Below are 16,412 nucleotides of genomic sequence, written 5' to 3' on the forward strand. Positions count from 1 at the left end.
ACGGATGAGGGGTACTCCAGGGAACACCGACGTCTCACTCCGCTGGAACACCCTCATCCGTCTCGGCGCTATCGCGCCGATCCACCTTCTCCCACAAGGGGAGAAGGGAAAGGCGCACATCACCCCATCCGTCCACGTGCGGCCACCGGCAGCGTCTCCAACACCTTGTCACCGTCGATCAGATGCACCTGGTCGAACAAGTTCGTCACCACGCAGCAATGGTCCGGCACGACGCGCACACGCTCTCCGATGCGTAGACCTGCGCCGTCGGAGAGCGTGACGTTGCCGTGCTCTTCGCTCAAACCGGTGACGCGCGCGCCGGGCACGCCGAGCAGTTCGCCGAAATCCGGCAGGCCGAGCGTATCGGATGACAGCGCCTTGCTGCCGGAATCGAGGATGGCGCGCGACGCCGTCGGGTGGCTGACCACGGTGGCGAGCACCGTCAGCGCACAGTCGTCCAGCGTGCCGACGCCTTTGGCGACCTGGTAGCGGTCGAGATAGATATAGGTGCCGGGCCGGTATTCGGTGACGACGCTGTTTTCGCCCGAGCGCCACATATCGGGCGTGCCGCCGCTGGAGATGCGTTCGCATTCGAGCCCTGCCGCGGCAAGCGCGTCGCGTGCAGTCTTCAGCCAGGCTTCCGCCTCGGCGGCGCGCCCGGCGGCCGGATAAGTCATCAGCCCGCCAAAGGCGAGGCCCTTTGCCTGATCGATCACCTTCGCCAGCGCCAGCGCATCGTCGGTGCCCTGTACGCCGCAGCGGCCCATGCCGGTGTCGCATTCGACCAGCACTTGCAGCGGATGGCCGGCATCGGTGAAGGTGGCGGCAAGCCCTTCCAGTGTCTCATGGCTGTCCGCCGTCACCGACAGCGTCACGCGACCATGGAGCGCCTTCAGGCGCTCCAGCTTGGCGCGGCCAAGGATGTTGTAGGGCAGGAAAATATCCTCAAGCCCGGCATCGGCCATCACCTCGGCTTCGCCGATCTTCTGGCAGGTGATGCCGACCGCGCCGGCTGCGACCTGCTTCTTCGCCCAGTAAGGCAGCTTGTGCGTCTTGATGTGCGGCCTGAGCTTCAACCCGTGGCGGTCGGCATGCGCCTGCGCCTTCTTTATATTGGCTTCGGCGCGGGCCGCGTCGATCAGGATCGCCGGCGTGTCGAGGTCGTCTATGCTGGCCATGAAAATCACCGTCCAATGCATGTATCTTGAAAGCGGGAACCGGTTTCGGGAAAAGACATGCGTAAAATCGAAAAGTCCGGTTGGGTTTATGGTCCCGATCCGGCCGGATGTCACGGGGCCAGAGCCGTCAGTTTGCGTCGACAGCGGACCGGCATTGGGCTATTCGGATGGGCAGATTTCAGCACCCAGCGGCCGGAGGAAGGGAACTCATGAAGCGCTCCAAGATCAACGACATCATCCGCGAAGCCGACGCCTTCATCCGCTCCTTCGGCTATATCATGCCGCCCTTCGCCTATTGGTCGCCGGAAGAGATGAAGGCGCATAAGGGCGACTCGTCGGCCATCTTCACCTCGCGCCTCGGCTGGGACATCACCGACTACGGCCAGGAGAAGTTCGACGAGCTCGGCCTGTTCCTGTTCACCGTCCGCAACGGCCGCTACGAGGACATGAAGCTGGGCATGGGCATGCTCTATGCCGAGAAGATCATGATCTCGCGCAAGGACCAGTTGTCGCCGATGCACCGCCACAACATCAAGGCCGAGGACATCATCAACCGCGGCGGCGGCAAGCTGGTGCTGGAACTGTTCATGCACGACCGCGACGGCGGCATCGACCCGAAGGCCGAAGTGTCTGTGCCGGTCGACGGCACAATCCATCGGTTGCCGGCAGGCGGGCTGTTGAAGCTCGATCCGGGCCAGAGCGTCACGCTGCTGCCAGGCGTCTGGCACGCCTTCTGGGCCGAGAGCAAGGACGTGCTGATCGGCGAGGTCTCGACCGTCAATGACGACCTCACCGACAACGTCTTCCGCGACCCGATCGGCCGCTTCTCCAACATCGACGAGGACGTCGCGCCGGTTCATCTCTTGGTGTCGGATTACGAGAAGTGGGTGGGGTAGGACTCAAAGTCAGTAAGTTGACTAGATACAATACTGTGAATTGGACGGGCCATCTGGTTAAGACTATTTGCAGATCCGCCAGGCTACCCAGTATAGTCGGTATAGGGCTTGGAATGGGCTAGTCGGGGGAGCAATTGATTCACATGCCGGGATCTGCGAGCGCGAAGCGCCTTGCCTGGTGGTCAGACTAAGTGATCAGGCGTGCTTTCCCACAGCGCTTTGATCGGCTGGCCGACAATGGGCGCACTGAGCCTATCCGAGTTACTGTGACTACTGACGATGGCGTCGAGCACGATGTTGTCATGAAGGTCTCTGCCGGTCGCGAAAGCAGCGAAGAAGGCCTGATGAATGAAATGCTGGGTTCGCTGTTGGCTGCGGACCTTGGCCTTCCGGTGAATGAGCCGTTTTTTATCGAGCTCGATACTGACTTCGTCCAGTCAGTAGTAAGGCCCGACGTTAGAGACAGGCTGGAGAAATCCTCTAGAATCGCATTCGCATCCAAAGCCGCTGGCGAACAGTGGCGACGGTGGAAGCCATCGGACAAACTGGCCAAATCTCAGCTCGAACTGGCAATTGCCGTTATGGCATTTGATGGCTTTGTCGCAAATAGCGACCGAAACCCGCAGAACTCAAACTTGCTGGTGAAGGATACAGACTGGCGGTTGATTGATCACGAAGCTGCGTTCGGCTTCCGACTGCGACTTTTTCCGAAGTGCGAGCCGTGGAAGGTAGGCAATTTGGAGATGATGCGGCGATATGGGCATGAGAGCGAGCATGTTTTTGCAAAACAGCTTGCAAAGCGGGACGATCTCAATTTTGGACCAGTGCGTGGCTCGTGGTCGGGTTTGTCAGACGTCCGCATGATCCAATATGATGCAATGCTCCCAGAGGAATGGGAAGCTGTTCGCCCTTTTTTAGCCGAAGCGATACGCCACCTTAAGCAAGTGCGAGACAACATCGAAGCATGTCTGCGTGAACTGGAAAGAGTGCTGTCATGACGCGCGAACCTTATACGTACATGATCCTCCGCTATCGCCATGACCCCGTGGCTGGTGAGCAGGTCAACGTCGGTGTTGTGGTGCATGCCGTGAGGAGCGGGTTCCTTGGTGCGATCATGCGACGTTCGTATGGCCGCATTGCAAAGATGTTCCCGACGCTGGATGGAGCGACCTTACGCCAAGATTTAATCGGTATCGAAAGAGCGTTCCAAAAGCTCGCGAGAACAAACGTATCCGGCGATATGGTTGGCCGCCCTAGCGCTGCAACCTATGCGCTCCGTGTCGTCGGCAAGGATGACAGCGCCTTAGTCTGGAGTGACATAGGTTCGGGTGTGACCTCGGATCCTGCCAAAACACTTGAAGACCTCCATAGTCGTTTTGTCACTCGGTACGATGAAGCCACGGCGGCACGGCGATCGGATGCGGATATCTGGCGGCCATTTCGTGACCTTTTATTGGAGCGAAAAATCGAGAACGTTTTTCAAAGGAAGACCATCGTGGGTACGCATGATGCTGTCGAGTTCGACCACTCCTGGAAGAATGGAAAGTGGCACTGTTTCCAGCCGCTTTCATTCGACCTGACTTCTGCCGCGGGCATTCAGGAAAAGGCCGCCCGCTGGGTTGGTCACATGGTTGGACTGAAGCAAGCGGTGGACGAGTTTCAGCCTTATTTCATTGTAGGCGAGCCGTCCGACGACTCGTTGGCAGCATCCTACGAGCGAGCGATCGACTTCATTCGAACGGCTCCACTTAATCCTCAGATCGTAACTGAGAAGGAGATGCCTAACTTCGTCGATGATCTCGCGGTCAAGGTTCAAGCTCATGGTCACGATACCGAGCGTTCGACGTAACGCTTGCGCTGCACTTGCCCTGAGCTCACCGCGCGTATTTATCCGCCTTGCGGTTCCCGAGCAGCAGCTTGCGTTCCAGATGCGCGCGAAGCTCGCCGTAATAAGCGGTCAGGAAGGCTTTTGAATCGATCGGCTCGACCCTGGCGCCGATCTTGCGGGCGATGGTCTCCGCCACCGCCTTGAGCGCCGAATAATCGTCGCGGCGCAGCACTTCCTCTAGCTTCTGCAACTCGGCGATGCCATAGGCGTCGAGCTGCGCGGGGCTGAACTGGAAGCGCGCCGCGACCGGGTCCTTGCGCAGCGAAAGATCCTCGACCAGCGCCACTTTCGGCGCCTCGACCACCCAGGTGCCGGCGAGCAGGTCGCCGATCCTCAACCGGTCGCGGTTGAAGAGCGGAAACAGCGAAAACAGCAGCGCCCAAACCAGGCCGAAGATGGTCGTCAGCGTGTCGGCGACATCGGCGCTGGCGCGCGCGGCGAGGATCGACAGCGGCAGGAACACTTCGATCTCCCGCATCAGATTGCGCGCGATGACCTGGTCGAGCGTGAGGCCGGCGCCGCTGCGCGACGCGACCCTGACGCCGACCATGCGCTTGCCCGGCGTCGCAGCGCGCCGTCCCGCCTCGAAGGCAATGAAATAGATGTTGCGCAGGAAGAAAATGAAGATGACCCAGACGATGAACAGCGGCTGTGCATCCTGGAAGCCGAGGCCGGCAAGGCCAAAGATTATCACCAGGGAGAAGACCACGGCCGCGGTGACGATGATCACCACATCGAGCAGGAATCCCGAAGCGCGAGTTCCGGCATCGGCCAGCTTGACCCGCAGGTCCACGCCTTCCGGCGTGACCAGCGAGCGTATCAGCGCGGCCGGGCTCTTGGTCTTGCCCACAGTTCTAGCGGTCGCCATGCCGTACCATTCGCAACAGGTAGAAATAACAGATCCACAAAACCAGCATGCCGCCGCCGATCGAATAGCGAGCGACGTCGCTGGTGATCGTCTGCCGGCCGATGCCTTCGAGCAGACCGGCAAAAAGCAGCATCACCGTGACGCCGACCATGGCGGTCGCCGCGACGCGCCCGGCCTGGGCGGCGGCTGCCATGCGCGTCAGTTCGCCGGGAAAGGCGATGCTGGTGCCGATGCGCATGCCGGCCGCACCGGCGATGGCGATGGCGAACAGCTCCGTCGTGCCGTGGATCGAAAGCCAGCCGCCGAGCTCGAAGCCCAGCCCCTTGGCGGCATAGATCTGGAAAATCGCGCCGAGCATGCAGCCATTCATCAGGATGATCAGCACGCTTGGCACGGCGAAGGCGAAGCCCAGCGCGAAGGCCAGGATCGAGACCTGCGTGTTGTGGGTGAAGAGATAGGCGGCGAAGCCTGAAAGGAAGTGATCACCGCCGCCGTAAAGCACGCTGCGCAGCGTCTCGGCCGACGAATCCGGATTGCGCCCGCCGGCCAGGCTCGGCGCGATGATGGCGTCGTACCAGCGCTTGTCGGAGGCGACCAGCCAATAGCCGGCAATCGCGCCGATGACCGTCAACCCGACAGATGTCCACACTTCGCGCCAAAGGTCGCGGATCGCCGCCGGCCAATCGTGCAGGAAGAAATCGCCGATGCGGGTCCTCAAGGAGCGCCGCGCGCCGTAGAGGTAGAAATAGCCGCGCAGGCATAGCGCCTCGAGATAGGCGATCAGCGCACTGTCGAGCGAGGTCGCGCGCGCCACCGACAGCGAGGACAGCGCCGAGCGGTAGAGCAGCGGCAGCGACAAGAGTTCGTCTTCCGACAGCGCGCGCGGCGTGCGCTTCTCGACGCGCGCCAGGAGCGCCTCGAAGGCTTTCCAGTCGGCTTCGCGCTCCTGGCGGAAGCTCGCCAGCGACTGGCGCACCGCAACGGTCCCGGCGGACAGCGTCATAAGAGGTTCTCCTCCTTGAGCTGGATATAGCGCTCGACCAGCGCCGGGCCGAGCCGCTGATGATCGGCCTCGATGACATGCGCGCCAAGTAGCCTGAGCCTGCCGATCACCACCTGACGCTGCTTCAAAAGATCGCCGGCGGTAACGGAGCGGGCGACATCCTCGGGCGCCGCCGGCGCCATGTCGGACAGCGTTTCAAGTTCCACATCCTTCATCAGCATGAACAGCACCAGATGCCGTTCGGTCAGCCGGCCGACGGTGCGCAGCATCAATTCGGCGCTGATCGGATCGACGAAATCGGTGAAGACGATGACCAGCGAGCGCCGGTCGAGCCTGGCTGCCAGCGTGGTGAGCGCCAGGGTGAAATTCGTCTCCTCGGTCGAATAGTCGATCTCGGCGGCGCGCTTCTGGATCATGGTGAAGCTCGGCGAGCCGCGTACCGCGCCGCTCGAGACGCGCGGCCTGGCATCGAAGGAAAACAGGCTGACGAGATCGCCGCCCTTGAGCGCGATGAAGGCCGACAGAAGCGCCGCCGTCACTGCACGGTCGACTTTCGGCACGCCGTCGACCGGCTCGCACATCAGACGGCCGCTATCGATGGCTAAAACGATGTTGTTGTTCTCCTCGATCCGGAACTCACGCGCCAGCAGCTTGCCGTGGCGGGCGCTGCGCTTCCAGTCGATCATGCGCCGGCCCATGCCGGGCTGGTAGTCCTTCAGCGCTTCGAATTCGCGACCCTGGCCGGCGCGCTTCTGCGCATGGCCGTCGGCAAGGGCCGAGCGCTGCAAAAGCGTGATCGCCTCGTCGCGCGCGCTGTTGACATTGGGCAGCACCGCAACCTTGCGGTCGACTGGCAATATGACCTGGTTCCACACCAGCCCGAACGGGCCCTGCCAGCGCAGCCAGAGCCGGTCGAAACTCGCGATGCCGCGGCGGATAGCCTCGAATTCGAGGTCGAGCGTGCCGCCATTGGCCGGCAGCGCGCCGCCGGTGCCGGCGACCGGTTGCACCCGCTGGTCGTGCCCGACACGCGCCTGCAGTCGCCGCAGCTTCGCGCCGAGACAGGCCGCGATGTGCAGCGTGAAGCGTCCGCCGACGCCCACCTGCGGCGGCGCGGTCAGTGTCGCGTTGAGCGAGGCGCGACCCCGCCCGGCGGCGGCGTCCACCGCCAGGAATGCGAGCAGCACGCAGATCCACAACAGGCCGAGATACCAGACAGAGGGCAGCGCGAGCGCGATCAGGAAGGCGGGGATCGCCCCCGCCGCCGCTGCCCAGACCGCTCGGCCGCTCGGATAGATCAACGCGGCGCTTCCGTATGGTCGACGAGGTCGGAGACGATCCGCTCGACCAGCCGCCCGTCGATCTGTGCTGCCGGCGAGAGAACGACGCGGTGACGCAGCGCCGGCACGGCCAGCGCCTTGACGTCGTCCGGGATGACGTAGTTGCGGCCGTCGAGCGCCGCCCTGGCGCGCGCCGCCCTGGCCAGCATGGCGCCCGCGCGTGGACTCGCTCCCACTTCCAGGTCGGGGCTTTCACGCGTGCCGCGCACCAGCGCCGCGATATAGCCGACGACATCGTCGACCAGCGTGACGTCGCCGACCGTGGCAAGTGCCGCTTCCAGCGCCTTGCGGTCGGTCTGCGCCGTGATGCCGTATTGCCCGATATCGTGCGAGGCCGAGCCGCCGCCGTGATGGACGATGATGGCGCGCTCCTCCTTGAGGTCCGGATAGCTCACCCGGTGCTTGAACAGGAAACGGTCGAGCTGCGCTTCGGGCAGCGGATAGACGCCCTGATGCTCGATCGGGTTCTGCGTCGCCACCACCATGAAATTCTTGCTGAGCGGATGCGTGGTGCCATCGAAGGTGACGGCGTGCTCCTGCATGGCTTCGAGCAGGGCTGCCTGCGTCTTCGGCGGCGTGCGGTTGATTTCGTCGGCGAGCAACAGGTCGCAGAAGATGGGGCCGCGCGTCAGCGTGAACTGCCCGGTCTGGAAATTGTAGATGTTGGAGCCGACGATATCGCCGGGCATCAGGTCGGGCGTGAACTGGATGCGACCGTAGGCGACGCCCAGCGCCTGCGCGAAGCAGCGCGCCGTCATGGTCTTGGCGGTGCCCGGTGGGCCCTCGAGCAGGATATGGCCGCCGGCAAACAGCGCCGTCAGCATCAGGTCGACCGTGTCGTGCTGCCCGGTGATCGCTTTGGCCACTTCTTCCCTGATCGCGTTCGCCAGGGCCTTCACTTCATCGACGTTCACCGAGCCTCCTTGCCGTCCAGTCATGCAGCTGTTCGGCTGCCTCATGCATTGCGGCCAAATTGTTGGATTCGTTCGCGGCCTTGAAGCGACGGGTGAAGCCGTACGCCTCGCCCTTGTCGCGGGAATCGAGCCAGCGGTCGAGCGCTTCGCCCTGCAGCCCATGCGGCGCGCCGAGCAGCGCCCCTGCGCGCTGCCGCACCAGCGTTGCATAGCGATCGCCAAGCCGTTCCAGCCGCCCGGCGCGCTTCAGCAGCGTCGCCGTGGTGTCGACCAGCGCCCGCTTGCCGAAGGCAATGGCACGCCCTTCCGCGCGCGGTGGCCCGAACCGGCCGAGCCCATGCAGGAAAGCGAGCGCGGCCGCCACCAGCACCGACAGCGTCAGCGCCAGGAAGGGCGGTTCGACCAGAAGCTTCGCGAGATCGTAGTTGCCGCCGATGCCGTGCATGCTCAGGTCGAACATCACCGCGCCCTTGGCGGGCTCCAGCATGGCGATCATGTCGAGCGCGGCGGCCGCCTTCTGCTCGTCGCCCAACGCGGCATTGTTGAGGAAATCGGGATCGGTCAGGATGTAGAAAGGTTCGCTGTCGAGCTCGGTCAGGATGGCCCTGCCGTCGCCCGCCGCAATCAGCGGGTGATCGTCCGCCACCCATTGCAATTCGTCTGGCACGGCGATCTTGAGGCCTTGGACATCGATCTTGTCGACCGTCGGCTTGCCTTCGCCGAGCTTCGCCTTGGCGAGCCGGCCGAGCCAATCGTTGACAACCGAGTTCGGCAACCGCTCGATTTTCGTTTCCCAACCTTCCCGCCCTGGCAATGGCATGGTCTGCCATTTCGGCAGGACGAAAAGCGTGTCCTTGCCCGAGCGCAGCTTGATGAGGCGATCGAGCGCGGCCGGATCGCTGCCGGGGGCGATGGTGACGACGAGCAGGAAAGTCGATGCCAGCGGGGACGCAAGGTCCTTCTCGCCACGTTCCATCGGCGGCGCTTGTCCGTTGGTGAGCTTCAGCCATTCGACGAGCCCGGCATAGCCGGTGCCGCCTTTCGAGAGCGGCGTGGCGCCGCCTTCGGGCTGGCGGAAATCGGGAGCATAGGTCGAGAGCAGGAAGAAGCCGGCCGCGGCCAGCAGGCTGGCGAAAATACCCCAGAACAGGGTTTTGCCGCTGAACGGCGCCTCGGCTGCCTCGTCCGGCTGCGTACTCATGCCCAGGCATCCCGGAAAGCGAAGCGCTCATAGGCGCCGCGCGCCTGCCGCCAGCCTTCGGCGCCGACCGGACGGCGGGCAAACAAGGCAGCTTCGACGATGCGCGCGATCTCGCTGAACGCGGCGCGAGGCCGGGTAGGGATCGAGCCTGCACCCGCGATGTCGCGCGCCGTCAGCGATGGGCGCAGGAAGTCCGGCAGCCGGGTAGCAATGTCGGCAACGCTGCGGCGCAACAGAAGATGCACCGCTTCGTCATATTCGCCGCGCGCGGCAAGTGCATCGGCCTCGGAGAGCAGGATCTGGGCCGCACCCGCGTCGGGGCGCCATTCCTCCTTCGTTTCGATCTCCTCGCGCTTGCGCCGCCAGGGCAGGCGCCACGTGATGCCCTTTGCTTCAAGAAACACAAGCAGCGCGATGATCGCGACGCCGATGATCACCGCGCCCCAGAACATATAGATCATGTAGGGACCGAGCTTTGCCAGATATTCCAGAAACGGCCTCAGCCACTCCGGCGGCTCCGGTCGAACATAGGTCGGCAGCCCGAACTGGATCGAATCGTGCGCCAGCAATTGCTTGTGCAACTGCGCCAGCCGCCCGGCGTCTTCCGCCCCTGCCTGTACGGCTGCCACCCGCTCGTTCCCCCCTGCAACCTGCGGTTCGGTTTCGACACTGGCAATACGCCAAGATAATTGCAAGCGCACTGGACGTAGGCCTTCAATCTTGGCAAATTTACTTTTGAAGTCACCCATCGAATGCCGTGGTGACTCGGGGGAAATTATCATGACCACTGCAACATTGGGACGACCCGGAAGATTCGAGATCGGCAGGGTATTCAGCAACACCTTTTCGGTAATCACCCGCAATATAGGACTTTGCGTGGGGCTGGCGGCGCTGTTTTCAGGCCTTCCGACATTGCTCATCAGGCTGTGGACGCAGCCGCAAATCGACGCAGTGCTACACCGGGATCCGGCTGCCATGGCAGACCCAAGCGCCATGTTTCGCAATTCCTACATCACCGTCATCGCCGGGCTGATCTCGTTTGTGTGCGCGCTGCTGCTGCAATCGGCACTGGTTCGGGCGACAATCGAGGACCTCAACGGCAAGCGGCCGTCCTTCGGCGACTGCATTCAGATGGCGATCCGCTTTCTGCTGCCGACGCTCGCGATCGGCCTTCTCGTCGGTCTCGGCGCGGGCCTCGGGCTGATGCTGTTGATCGTACCCGGCATCATTCTCTGGCTCGGCTGGTCGATGGCGGTGCCGGTCCTTATCCAGGAGCGGCGGGGCGTGTTCGGCTCGATGTCGCGCAGCCGGGCTCTGACCAAGGGCAGCCGCTGGGCGCTTTTTGGCCTGTTCCTCATTCTCATCATCATCGCGATGATCGTCCAGTGGGGGATGTTGCTGGTTCTGGTGCTGTTCGGCGGCATCATTGCCGAGATCGGAGCCGCGCTGGTGCAGACCGTGGTGTCGATGGTGCTCTCGATCGCGACGGCGGTCAGCTATGTCGAGCTGCGCCAGGCCAAGGAAGGTGCAAGCATCGACGAACTGGCGGAGATATTCTCGTAGCGATTGGCTGGTCGCCGCCAATCGATGTGGGCGGCGGCCAACCGTTTAATGACAACAGCAATCGTCCGACTTACGTTCGTCCGGCAGAGGCATGACGAGGTGATCGGTACGTCCGCCTTGGAAAGTGCCGCAGCCAACTTCGCCTGCAACTCCGGCAGCTCCTCGGTCTCGCTGCGCCGCTTCAGGCATTCGACCAACCCGTGCAACGCCCAGACATTGTCGGGGTGCTGGGCGCAGCGCTGCACGGCGCCGCTCAAGCCCAGATCGTCGCGATAGACCTGTTCGGCCTCGGCCGCGTGGCCCTGCTCAAGCAGGAGCGCCGCCAGCGCGTGGCGCGGCGGATGCATCCAGGCCCATGGCTCGGTGTAGGATAAATTGTCGTCGAGCTCGACCGCGCGTCGCAGATGCTCGTAGGCCTCATCATGCCGGCCCTGGTGATAGGCCAGCTCGCCGTCGAGCAGAGCGCCGCCCACCGCGAGCGAGGCTTTTGTCGGGTTGCTGAGGAAGCGGCGCTCCGGCGAAATGCTTGCGATTTGCCGGCTAAGTAAATCGCGTTCGCGCTCGGCGGAAGCGAAATCGCGCAGCGTCGCATGCGCCACGCCCTTGGCGTAATGCTGCAGCGCGGCGGTCATAACATAGAGCCCGGGCTCGCTATTCAGCGGCTCGTCGATGATCTCGCGCCAGCGCCCGAAGCGCACTTGAACATGCGACTTCATCGCATGATAGCCCTCGACCGTCTGCGTCAGCTTCGGTCGCTCGGCAATGCTGACGACATCGCGCGTCACCAGGCTGCGCACCTTGTCCGCCGCCCACAGTGCCGGGCGGTGCTGGCCGAGGAACATGCAGGTGAACATCATCAGATGCAGGTCGTGGCAGCAGCCAAGCAGGTAGTAGGTCGGCTCGCCGGCATAGGCGAGATAGAGGTCGTTGGCCCGCACCGCCTTCTCGCTGGCGAGCCTTGCCTTCTCATACTCGCCGCAGAGCACATGAATGTGCCCCGGCATGTGGTTCATATGGCCGGCATCGGGGCACATCGTGCCCAGCCGTTCCGCCGAGCGCATGCCACGCTCGGGCTGCGTCGACATTTCGAGCAGATGGATATGGAGATGCAGCGCCGCCGGGTGCGGCGCAACGCCTGCCTCGTCCGAGAGCCGGATCGAGCGTTCGCAGATCTCCAGCGCCTCGATCACGTCGGAATCCGGCGCCGGCGCGCCGGTCTTGAGGTTCCACAGGCGCCGCACCGTGCGCATCATCAGCGCCTCGACCGTCAGCGCCATCACATCATGGTCGTCGGGGAACGCGCGAAAAACCTGCCGCATCGCGGCGGCATAGGCATCGTCCCATTTTTCGAATTCCGCGGCGCTCACGCCATGCGGTTGTTGGAAGCGGGCGCTGAGCGCCCCGATCAGCCGCTGCTCGACAGCGCTCGCTCTGGCCGCATTGGCTTGCGCAAGCCGCACATGCTCAAAACAGCGTTTGGCGACATGGTCGGCCTCGGCCTTGCCATGTTCCTTCCAAGTGAGGTTGTAGAAGGGGCCGGCGGCATAGGCGATGCCCCAATGCACGAAAGCGCAGCCGGGATCGGTCCCCAGCGCCTTTTCGAAGCATTTCATGCCTTCCTCGTGATTGAAGCCGTAGCACCAGTTCAGCCCGATATCGAACCATCGTTGCGTTTCGGCCGAGGATGTGGAGATGGGGCGGCGGTAGGTGCCGAGGTCGAAGTGATCCATGCCTTGTTGCTTCTCGCATTCCGGCTGGAAGCCGGTCGGTGCAATCTGGGCCGAAAGGCACGGGGTTGGCAAATGACAAACGGCCGGCGCGACTGGAAGGTCGCGCCGGCGCGTCTCAGCCCTGGGAGGCTCAACTCTCCAGCCAGACTTTCTCGAAATGCTGCTCGAGCGACTGGTGCTGTTCGCAGCCCTGCACGCCCTTGCGGTATGTACGATAGACCGAGCGCCAGTAAGGCTGGATGATGATGCCGGAGTCGCGCAGGTTGGTCTCGATCTTGGCCATGATCTCCTTGCGCTGCGCGGCGTCCGGGGTCGCCAGCGCCTTGTCGAGAAGCTCGTCGAACTCCTTGTTCGAATAGGCGCTTTCGTTCCAGGCGGCACCCGATTTGTAGGCTAAAGCCAGCACCTGGACGCCGAGCGGGCGGCCGAGCCACTCGGTGCAGGAATAGGGGAACTTGCTCCAGTCGTTCCAGAAGGTCGCGGCCGGCAGCACGGTGCGCTTGATCTTGAGGCCGGCCTCGCGGATTTGCGCAGCGATCGCGTCTGCGGTGCTCTTCTGCCATTCGACGTCGACCGAGATCAGCTCATATTCGTGGTCGGTCTTGCCGGCTTCCGCGATCAGCTTCCTGGCCTGTTCGACATCGCGCTTGGCCGGGCCGATATCGGCGAATTCCGGATGCATCGGTCCGACATGGTGGTTGTCTGCGGGTTTTCCGCGGCCGTCGAGGCCGAGCTTCAGCACCGCCGAATTGTCGACGGCAAGCTGGGCGGCGCGGCGCACCTTGACGTCGTCATAGGGCGCGTTGCCGACATTGAAGCGCGCGACAATGGTCGAGCCGGTGGCGATTTCCGAATTCTGCAGGCCCATCTTATCGGTCTGCGAGACAGCGTCCGAAGCGGTCTCGTGGTCGGTGTCGATCTCGCTGGATTCGAAGGCCGACAGCGTGGCGTTGGGGTCGGAGCCGTAGTCGACCCATTTGATGCCGTCGAGATAGAACTCGCCCTTCCACCAAGGCTTGTCCTTGCGCTTCACCTCGGCGCCGGTCTCGGCGTCCCAGCTCACCAGCTCGCACGGGCCGGTGGTAATAGCCAAAGCCTTCTTCGGGTCGCCGTCGCCCTCATAGGAGCGGTGCATGATCAGCGCCGGATAGTCGGCCATGCCGGCGATCAGCGAGATGTCGGGCTTGGGCAGGTTGAGCTTGACGGTATGGTCGTCGACCTTCTGGATGCCGCCATCGACCGGCTTCTTGGTGTCGGCATTGACCAGCGCGCCCATGCGCGCGGCGACAGAATTGCCGGCGACCGAGGCATCGCACCAGCGGGTGAGGTTGTGGATCACGTCGTCGGCGTTGAAAGTGTCGCCATTCGACCAGGTGATGCCCTTGCGCACGTTGAGCGTGATCGTCTTGGCGTCGTCGCTGGTTTCCCAGCTTTCCAGCAGCCACGGCTCGAAAGAGAAGTCGGTGTTCCAGCGCACCAGATATTCGTTGCATTGGCGCGCGACATTCGACATCTCGACGCCGTCGAAGGTACGCGGGTCCTTGAATCCCTTGACGTTCATCGCCACGCGCAGCGTGCCGCCGCGCTTCGGCTCGGCAGCGCGGGCCGGCGAGGGGACAATCCCGCCCAGCGCCAGCGCTCCGGCTGCACTGACGCCGAAGCCGGCCATAAGGGCGAGGTATTCGCGCCGGCTGATCGCGCCTTTTCTGAAGTCGTCGGCGATTGGCCTGGCCCGCGGGTGCAGTTTTCTGTCGGTAAACATGAATTTCATCGTCGTTCCCTTTGTTGTTGGTGCCTGTCACCTCAGGCACGGCCAGCGACCTGCACGAAGGGGCAACGAGCACCCCGGCCGCCGTCAGGCGCGGGGGCGGAGACGACCGCCGGAGCGCCGTTGCCTGCGCGAGGATGATAGGTCTGCTTGCCGCGGCGAAATGTTTGGTTTTCCGCAGTTCTTGTGCGTTGTTCCGCAGAGGCGTACAGCCAATTTCTCCCCTTGTGGGGAGATGTCCGGCAGGACAGAGGGGGCGCTGTCCCGCCGGCGCCTCAGCCAGTCACTGCATCGCTCACGAATAGTTTGGGGCCATCAAGGGTTCGAAGGGTCGCGATCCTTCGCGCCCCCCTCTGGCCTGCCGGCCATCTCCCCCATTTGGGGGGAGATTAGCACTTCGTCGCCGGCGCCAAGTCTTGCGATGTCGCTGACGATCCTCGCAAACGCCTCCGCCGCGCGCGGCACGGTCGGGCGTGCCCGCAGGAAACTGTGCACCAGCCGCGGCTCCTCGCGCCACCAGGCACGGCCGCCGGCGGCGAGGATGCGGTCGCGATAGGCCTCGCCGTCGCACGACAGCGGATCGCATTCGGCGGTGACGATGATTGTCGCCGGCAGGTCGGAAAAGTCGTGATCCCTGAGCGGCGAAAAGGTCGGGTCGTCCGCCGACTGCCCGGGCGCGGAGCGGACACGACGGTAGAACTCGATGTCCGCAACCGTCAGCAGCGGTGCCTCGGCGTGCTCGATGTAGGAACCGCGGCTCTCGTCGCCGCCCAGCCCGGGATAGATCAGCATCTGGCCGACGGCATGCCGGGAGTGATGCCGCATCGTATGCGCCACCGCCGCGGCCAGATTGCCGCCGGCGCTTTCGCCGCAAAGGATGATAGGCAGCGCGCTGGTCGCCGCGATCCATTCGAACACGGCAAGCGCATCGTCGAAGGAAGCGGGGTGCACATGTTCCGGCGCCAGCCGGTAGTCGGCCGAGACAACTTCGAACCCGGTGCCGGCACAGATTTCCGCGCAGATGTCGTCGTGGCTGTCGAGATCGCCGAGGACGAAGCCGCCGCCGTGATAATAGACGACGACCGCCGCCGCGATCCTGTTCGCCATGCGGTAGCGGCGGACCGGGATCGCATGCGTCGCCGTGGCGACGAGGCCGTCGCTGGTCGTCACACCTTCCGGACGACCCTGGTGAAACGCTACGCACATCCGGCCATAGACCGCGCGCTGCTCCGCGATCGGTGCGGCCACGATCTCCGGCGGGTACCAGCTGTTGACCCTGTCGATATAGTCCCAGAGCTCCGCATCGAGCCGGTCGGCGTATTTGCCGCGGCTCGCCGGATCGATTGGGTCGCCAGCCATCGCCGTCAGAGCTCGGCGTAAAGCTGCGCGGCGTTCTCGAAGGTGAAGCGCAGCGGCACCGACCCCTCGACTTGCCACGCGCTGACCGTGTCGCCGGCCATCAGCCGGCAGGCGTCGAGCGTGTTGGTGACGGCGCCGCCATAGAGGCGGTTGGCGAGATTGAGGATGCCGGTCTGATGCATGGCGGCGCTTGCGCTGCCGCAGGCGTCCTTGACCAGCAGCACGCGAAAACCGCGCGCCACCGCGTCCTTCACCGTGGCGTCGATACAGGCCTCGGTCCACACGCCGGCGACCACCAGCCATTCGATGCCGGCCGCCTTGAGCTTATCGGCAAAGTCGTTCCTGCCGAAGGCGCTCGCTTCCCGCTTGATCAACATGGCTTCGCCGTCTTGCGGCGCCACCTCGTTGCAGATCGCCGTCAGCGGATCATCCTTGTCGGAGAAGGCCGACTTTCCGCTCTCGTCCACCGGATGGAACGGCCGCGCCTCGGCGAGGTCGACGATATAGGCCCAGTGATGGAGCGGCACGAAATTGCGTCGCGCTGCCTCCTGCAGCCGCTGGACGTTGGCGAGGATGTCGGCATAACCCTCGACCAGGTAGCGCTTGTCCTTGCGATGCTCCTCCTGGAGATCGATGAACACCGCGGCCACCGTGCCGCGCCGGATGGAAATGGGCGTTTTCATGCGGATGCTCTCGAAGGGGGG

15 protein-coding genes are annotated in these 16,412 nt (G+C 63.7%); 4 read left to right on the forward strand and 11 right to left on the reverse strand.

The window, feature by feature from the left end; all coding sequences use genetic code 11:
- Positions 1–119: 119 nt before the first annotated feature.
- On the reverse strand, positions 120–1,178 hold the full coding sequence (locus tag ACWGS9_RS22070; RefSeq protein ID WP_454507236.1) for a D-TA family PLP-dependent enzyme: 1,059 nt from the start codon (positions 1,176–1,178) through the stop codon (positions 120–122).
- A gap of 209 nt (positions 1,179–1,387) precedes the next feature.
- Between ACWGS9_RS22070 and ACWGS9_RS22075 the strand changes: the two genes are divergently transcribed.
- The 3 genes from ACWGS9_RS22075 (at position 1,388) to ACWGS9_RS22085 (ending at position 3,923) form a co-directional block, all read left to right on the forward strand.
- Positions 1,388–2,074, forward strand: coding sequence for a D-lyxose/D-mannose family sugar isomerase (locus ACWGS9_RS22075; protein ID WP_454507237.1), 687 nt, complete (start codon positions 1,388–1,390; stop codon positions 2,072–2,074).
- A gap of 302 nt (positions 2,075–2,376) precedes the next feature.
- On the forward strand, positions 2,377–3,072 hold the full coding sequence (locus ACWGS9_RS22080; RefSeq protein ID WP_454507238.1) for a HipA family kinase: 696 nt from the start codon (positions 2,377–2,379) through the stop codon (positions 3,070–3,072).
- Positions 3,069–3,923, forward strand: coding sequence for a DUF3037 domain-containing protein (locus ACWGS9_RS22085; protein ID WP_454507239.1), 855 nt, complete (start codon positions 3,069–3,071; stop codon positions 3,921–3,923). Before ACWGS9_RS22080 ends, ACWGS9_RS22085 begins: the two co-directional genes overlap by 4 nt.
- Positions 3,924–3,948: 25 nt before the next feature.
- Here the strand turns inward: ACWGS9_RS22085 and ACWGS9_RS22090 are convergent, their stop codons facing one another.
- Genes ACWGS9_RS22090 through ACWGS9_RS22115 form a run of 6 tightly spaced genes read right to left on the reverse strand, consistent with a single transcriptional unit; the run spans position 3,949 to position 10,208 of the window.
- The gene (locus tag ACWGS9_RS22090; protein ID WP_454507240.1) at positions 3,949–4,830 is read right to left on the reverse strand and encodes an RDD family protein; all 882 of its coding nucleotides are present in this window, start codon (positions 4,828–4,830) and stop codon (positions 3,949–3,951) included.
- On the reverse strand, positions 4,817–5,833 hold the full coding sequence (locus ACWGS9_RS22095; protein ID WP_454507241.1) for a stage II sporulation protein M: 1,017 nt from the start codon (positions 5,831–5,833) through the stop codon (positions 4,817–4,819). The genes ACWGS9_RS22090 and ACWGS9_RS22095 overlap by 14 nt, the downstream gene beginning before the upstream one ends.
- Positions 5,830–7,134 carry a DUF58 domain-containing protein gene (locus ACWGS9_RS22100; protein WP_454507242.1) on the reverse strand — a complete coding sequence of 435 codons (1,305 nt, stop codon included), beginning with the start codon at positions 7,132–7,134 and terminating at the stop codon, positions 5,830–5,832. The genes ACWGS9_RS22095 and ACWGS9_RS22100 overlap by 4 nt, the downstream gene beginning before the upstream one ends.
- On the reverse strand, positions 7,131–8,087 hold the full coding sequence (locus ACWGS9_RS22105; protein WP_454507243.1) for an AAA family ATPase: 957 nt from the start codon (positions 8,085–8,087) through the stop codon (positions 7,131–7,133). The genes ACWGS9_RS22100 and ACWGS9_RS22105 overlap by 4 nt, the downstream gene beginning before the upstream one ends.
- The gene (locus ACWGS9_RS22110; RefSeq protein WP_454507244.1) at positions 8,074–9,288 is read right to left on the reverse strand and encodes a DUF4350 domain-containing protein; all 1,215 of its coding nucleotides are present in this window, start codon (positions 9,286–9,288) and stop codon (positions 8,074–8,076) included. Before ACWGS9_RS22110 ends, ACWGS9_RS22105 begins: the two co-directional genes overlap by 14 nt.
- Positions 9,285–10,208 (reverse strand): DUF4129 domain-containing protein, encoded by a 924-nt coding sequence (locus ACWGS9_RS22115; RefSeq protein ID WP_454507245.1) that lies wholly within the window; start codon positions 10,206–10,208, stop codon positions 9,285–9,287. Before ACWGS9_RS22115 ends, ACWGS9_RS22110 begins: the two co-directional genes overlap by 4 nt.
- 55 nt (positions 10,209–10,263) lie before the next feature.
- Here ACWGS9_RS22115 and ACWGS9_RS22120 point away from each other — a divergent pair, with 55 nt between their 5' ends.
- The gene (locus ACWGS9_RS22120) at positions 10,264–10,851 is read left to right on the forward strand and encodes a hypothetical protein (protein ID WP_454507246.1); all 588 of its coding nucleotides are present in this window, start codon (positions 10,264–10,266) and stop codon (positions 10,849–10,851) included.
- Here the strand turns inward: ACWGS9_RS22120 and ACWGS9_RS22125 are convergent.
- The 4 genes from ACWGS9_RS22125 to ACWGS9_RS22140 form a co-directional block, all read right to left on the reverse strand.
- Positions 10,785–12,581 (reverse strand): tetratricopeptide repeat protein, encoded by a 1,797-nt coding sequence (locus tag ACWGS9_RS22125; RefSeq protein WP_454507247.1) that lies wholly within the window; start codon positions 12,579–12,581, stop codon positions 10,785–10,787. The genes ACWGS9_RS22120 and ACWGS9_RS22125 overlap by 67 nt on opposite strands.
- A 130-nt stretch (positions 12,582–12,711) precedes the next feature.
- Positions 12,712–14,352 carry an ABC transporter substrate-binding protein gene (locus ACWGS9_RS22130; protein WP_454507248.1) on the reverse strand — a complete coding sequence of 547 codons (1,641 nt, stop codon included), beginning with the start codon at positions 14,350–14,352 and terminating at the stop codon, positions 12,712–12,714.
- Positions 14,353–14,664: 312 nt separating this feature from the next.
- A complete protein-coding gene (locus ACWGS9_RS22135; RefSeq protein ID WP_454507249.1) occupies positions 14,665–15,708 on the reverse strand; it encodes an alpha/beta hydrolase in 1,044 nt (347 codons plus the stop codon).
- A 5-nt stretch (positions 15,709–15,713) separates the two neighbouring features.
- Positions 15,714–16,391, reverse strand: coding sequence for an isochorismatase family protein (locus ACWGS9_RS22140; protein WP_454507250.1), 678 nt, complete (start codon positions 16,389–16,391; stop codon positions 15,714–15,716).
- Positions 16,392–16,412: the final 21 nt, after the last annotated feature.

Source organism: Mesorhizobium sp. Arg314, assembly GCF_053714275.1.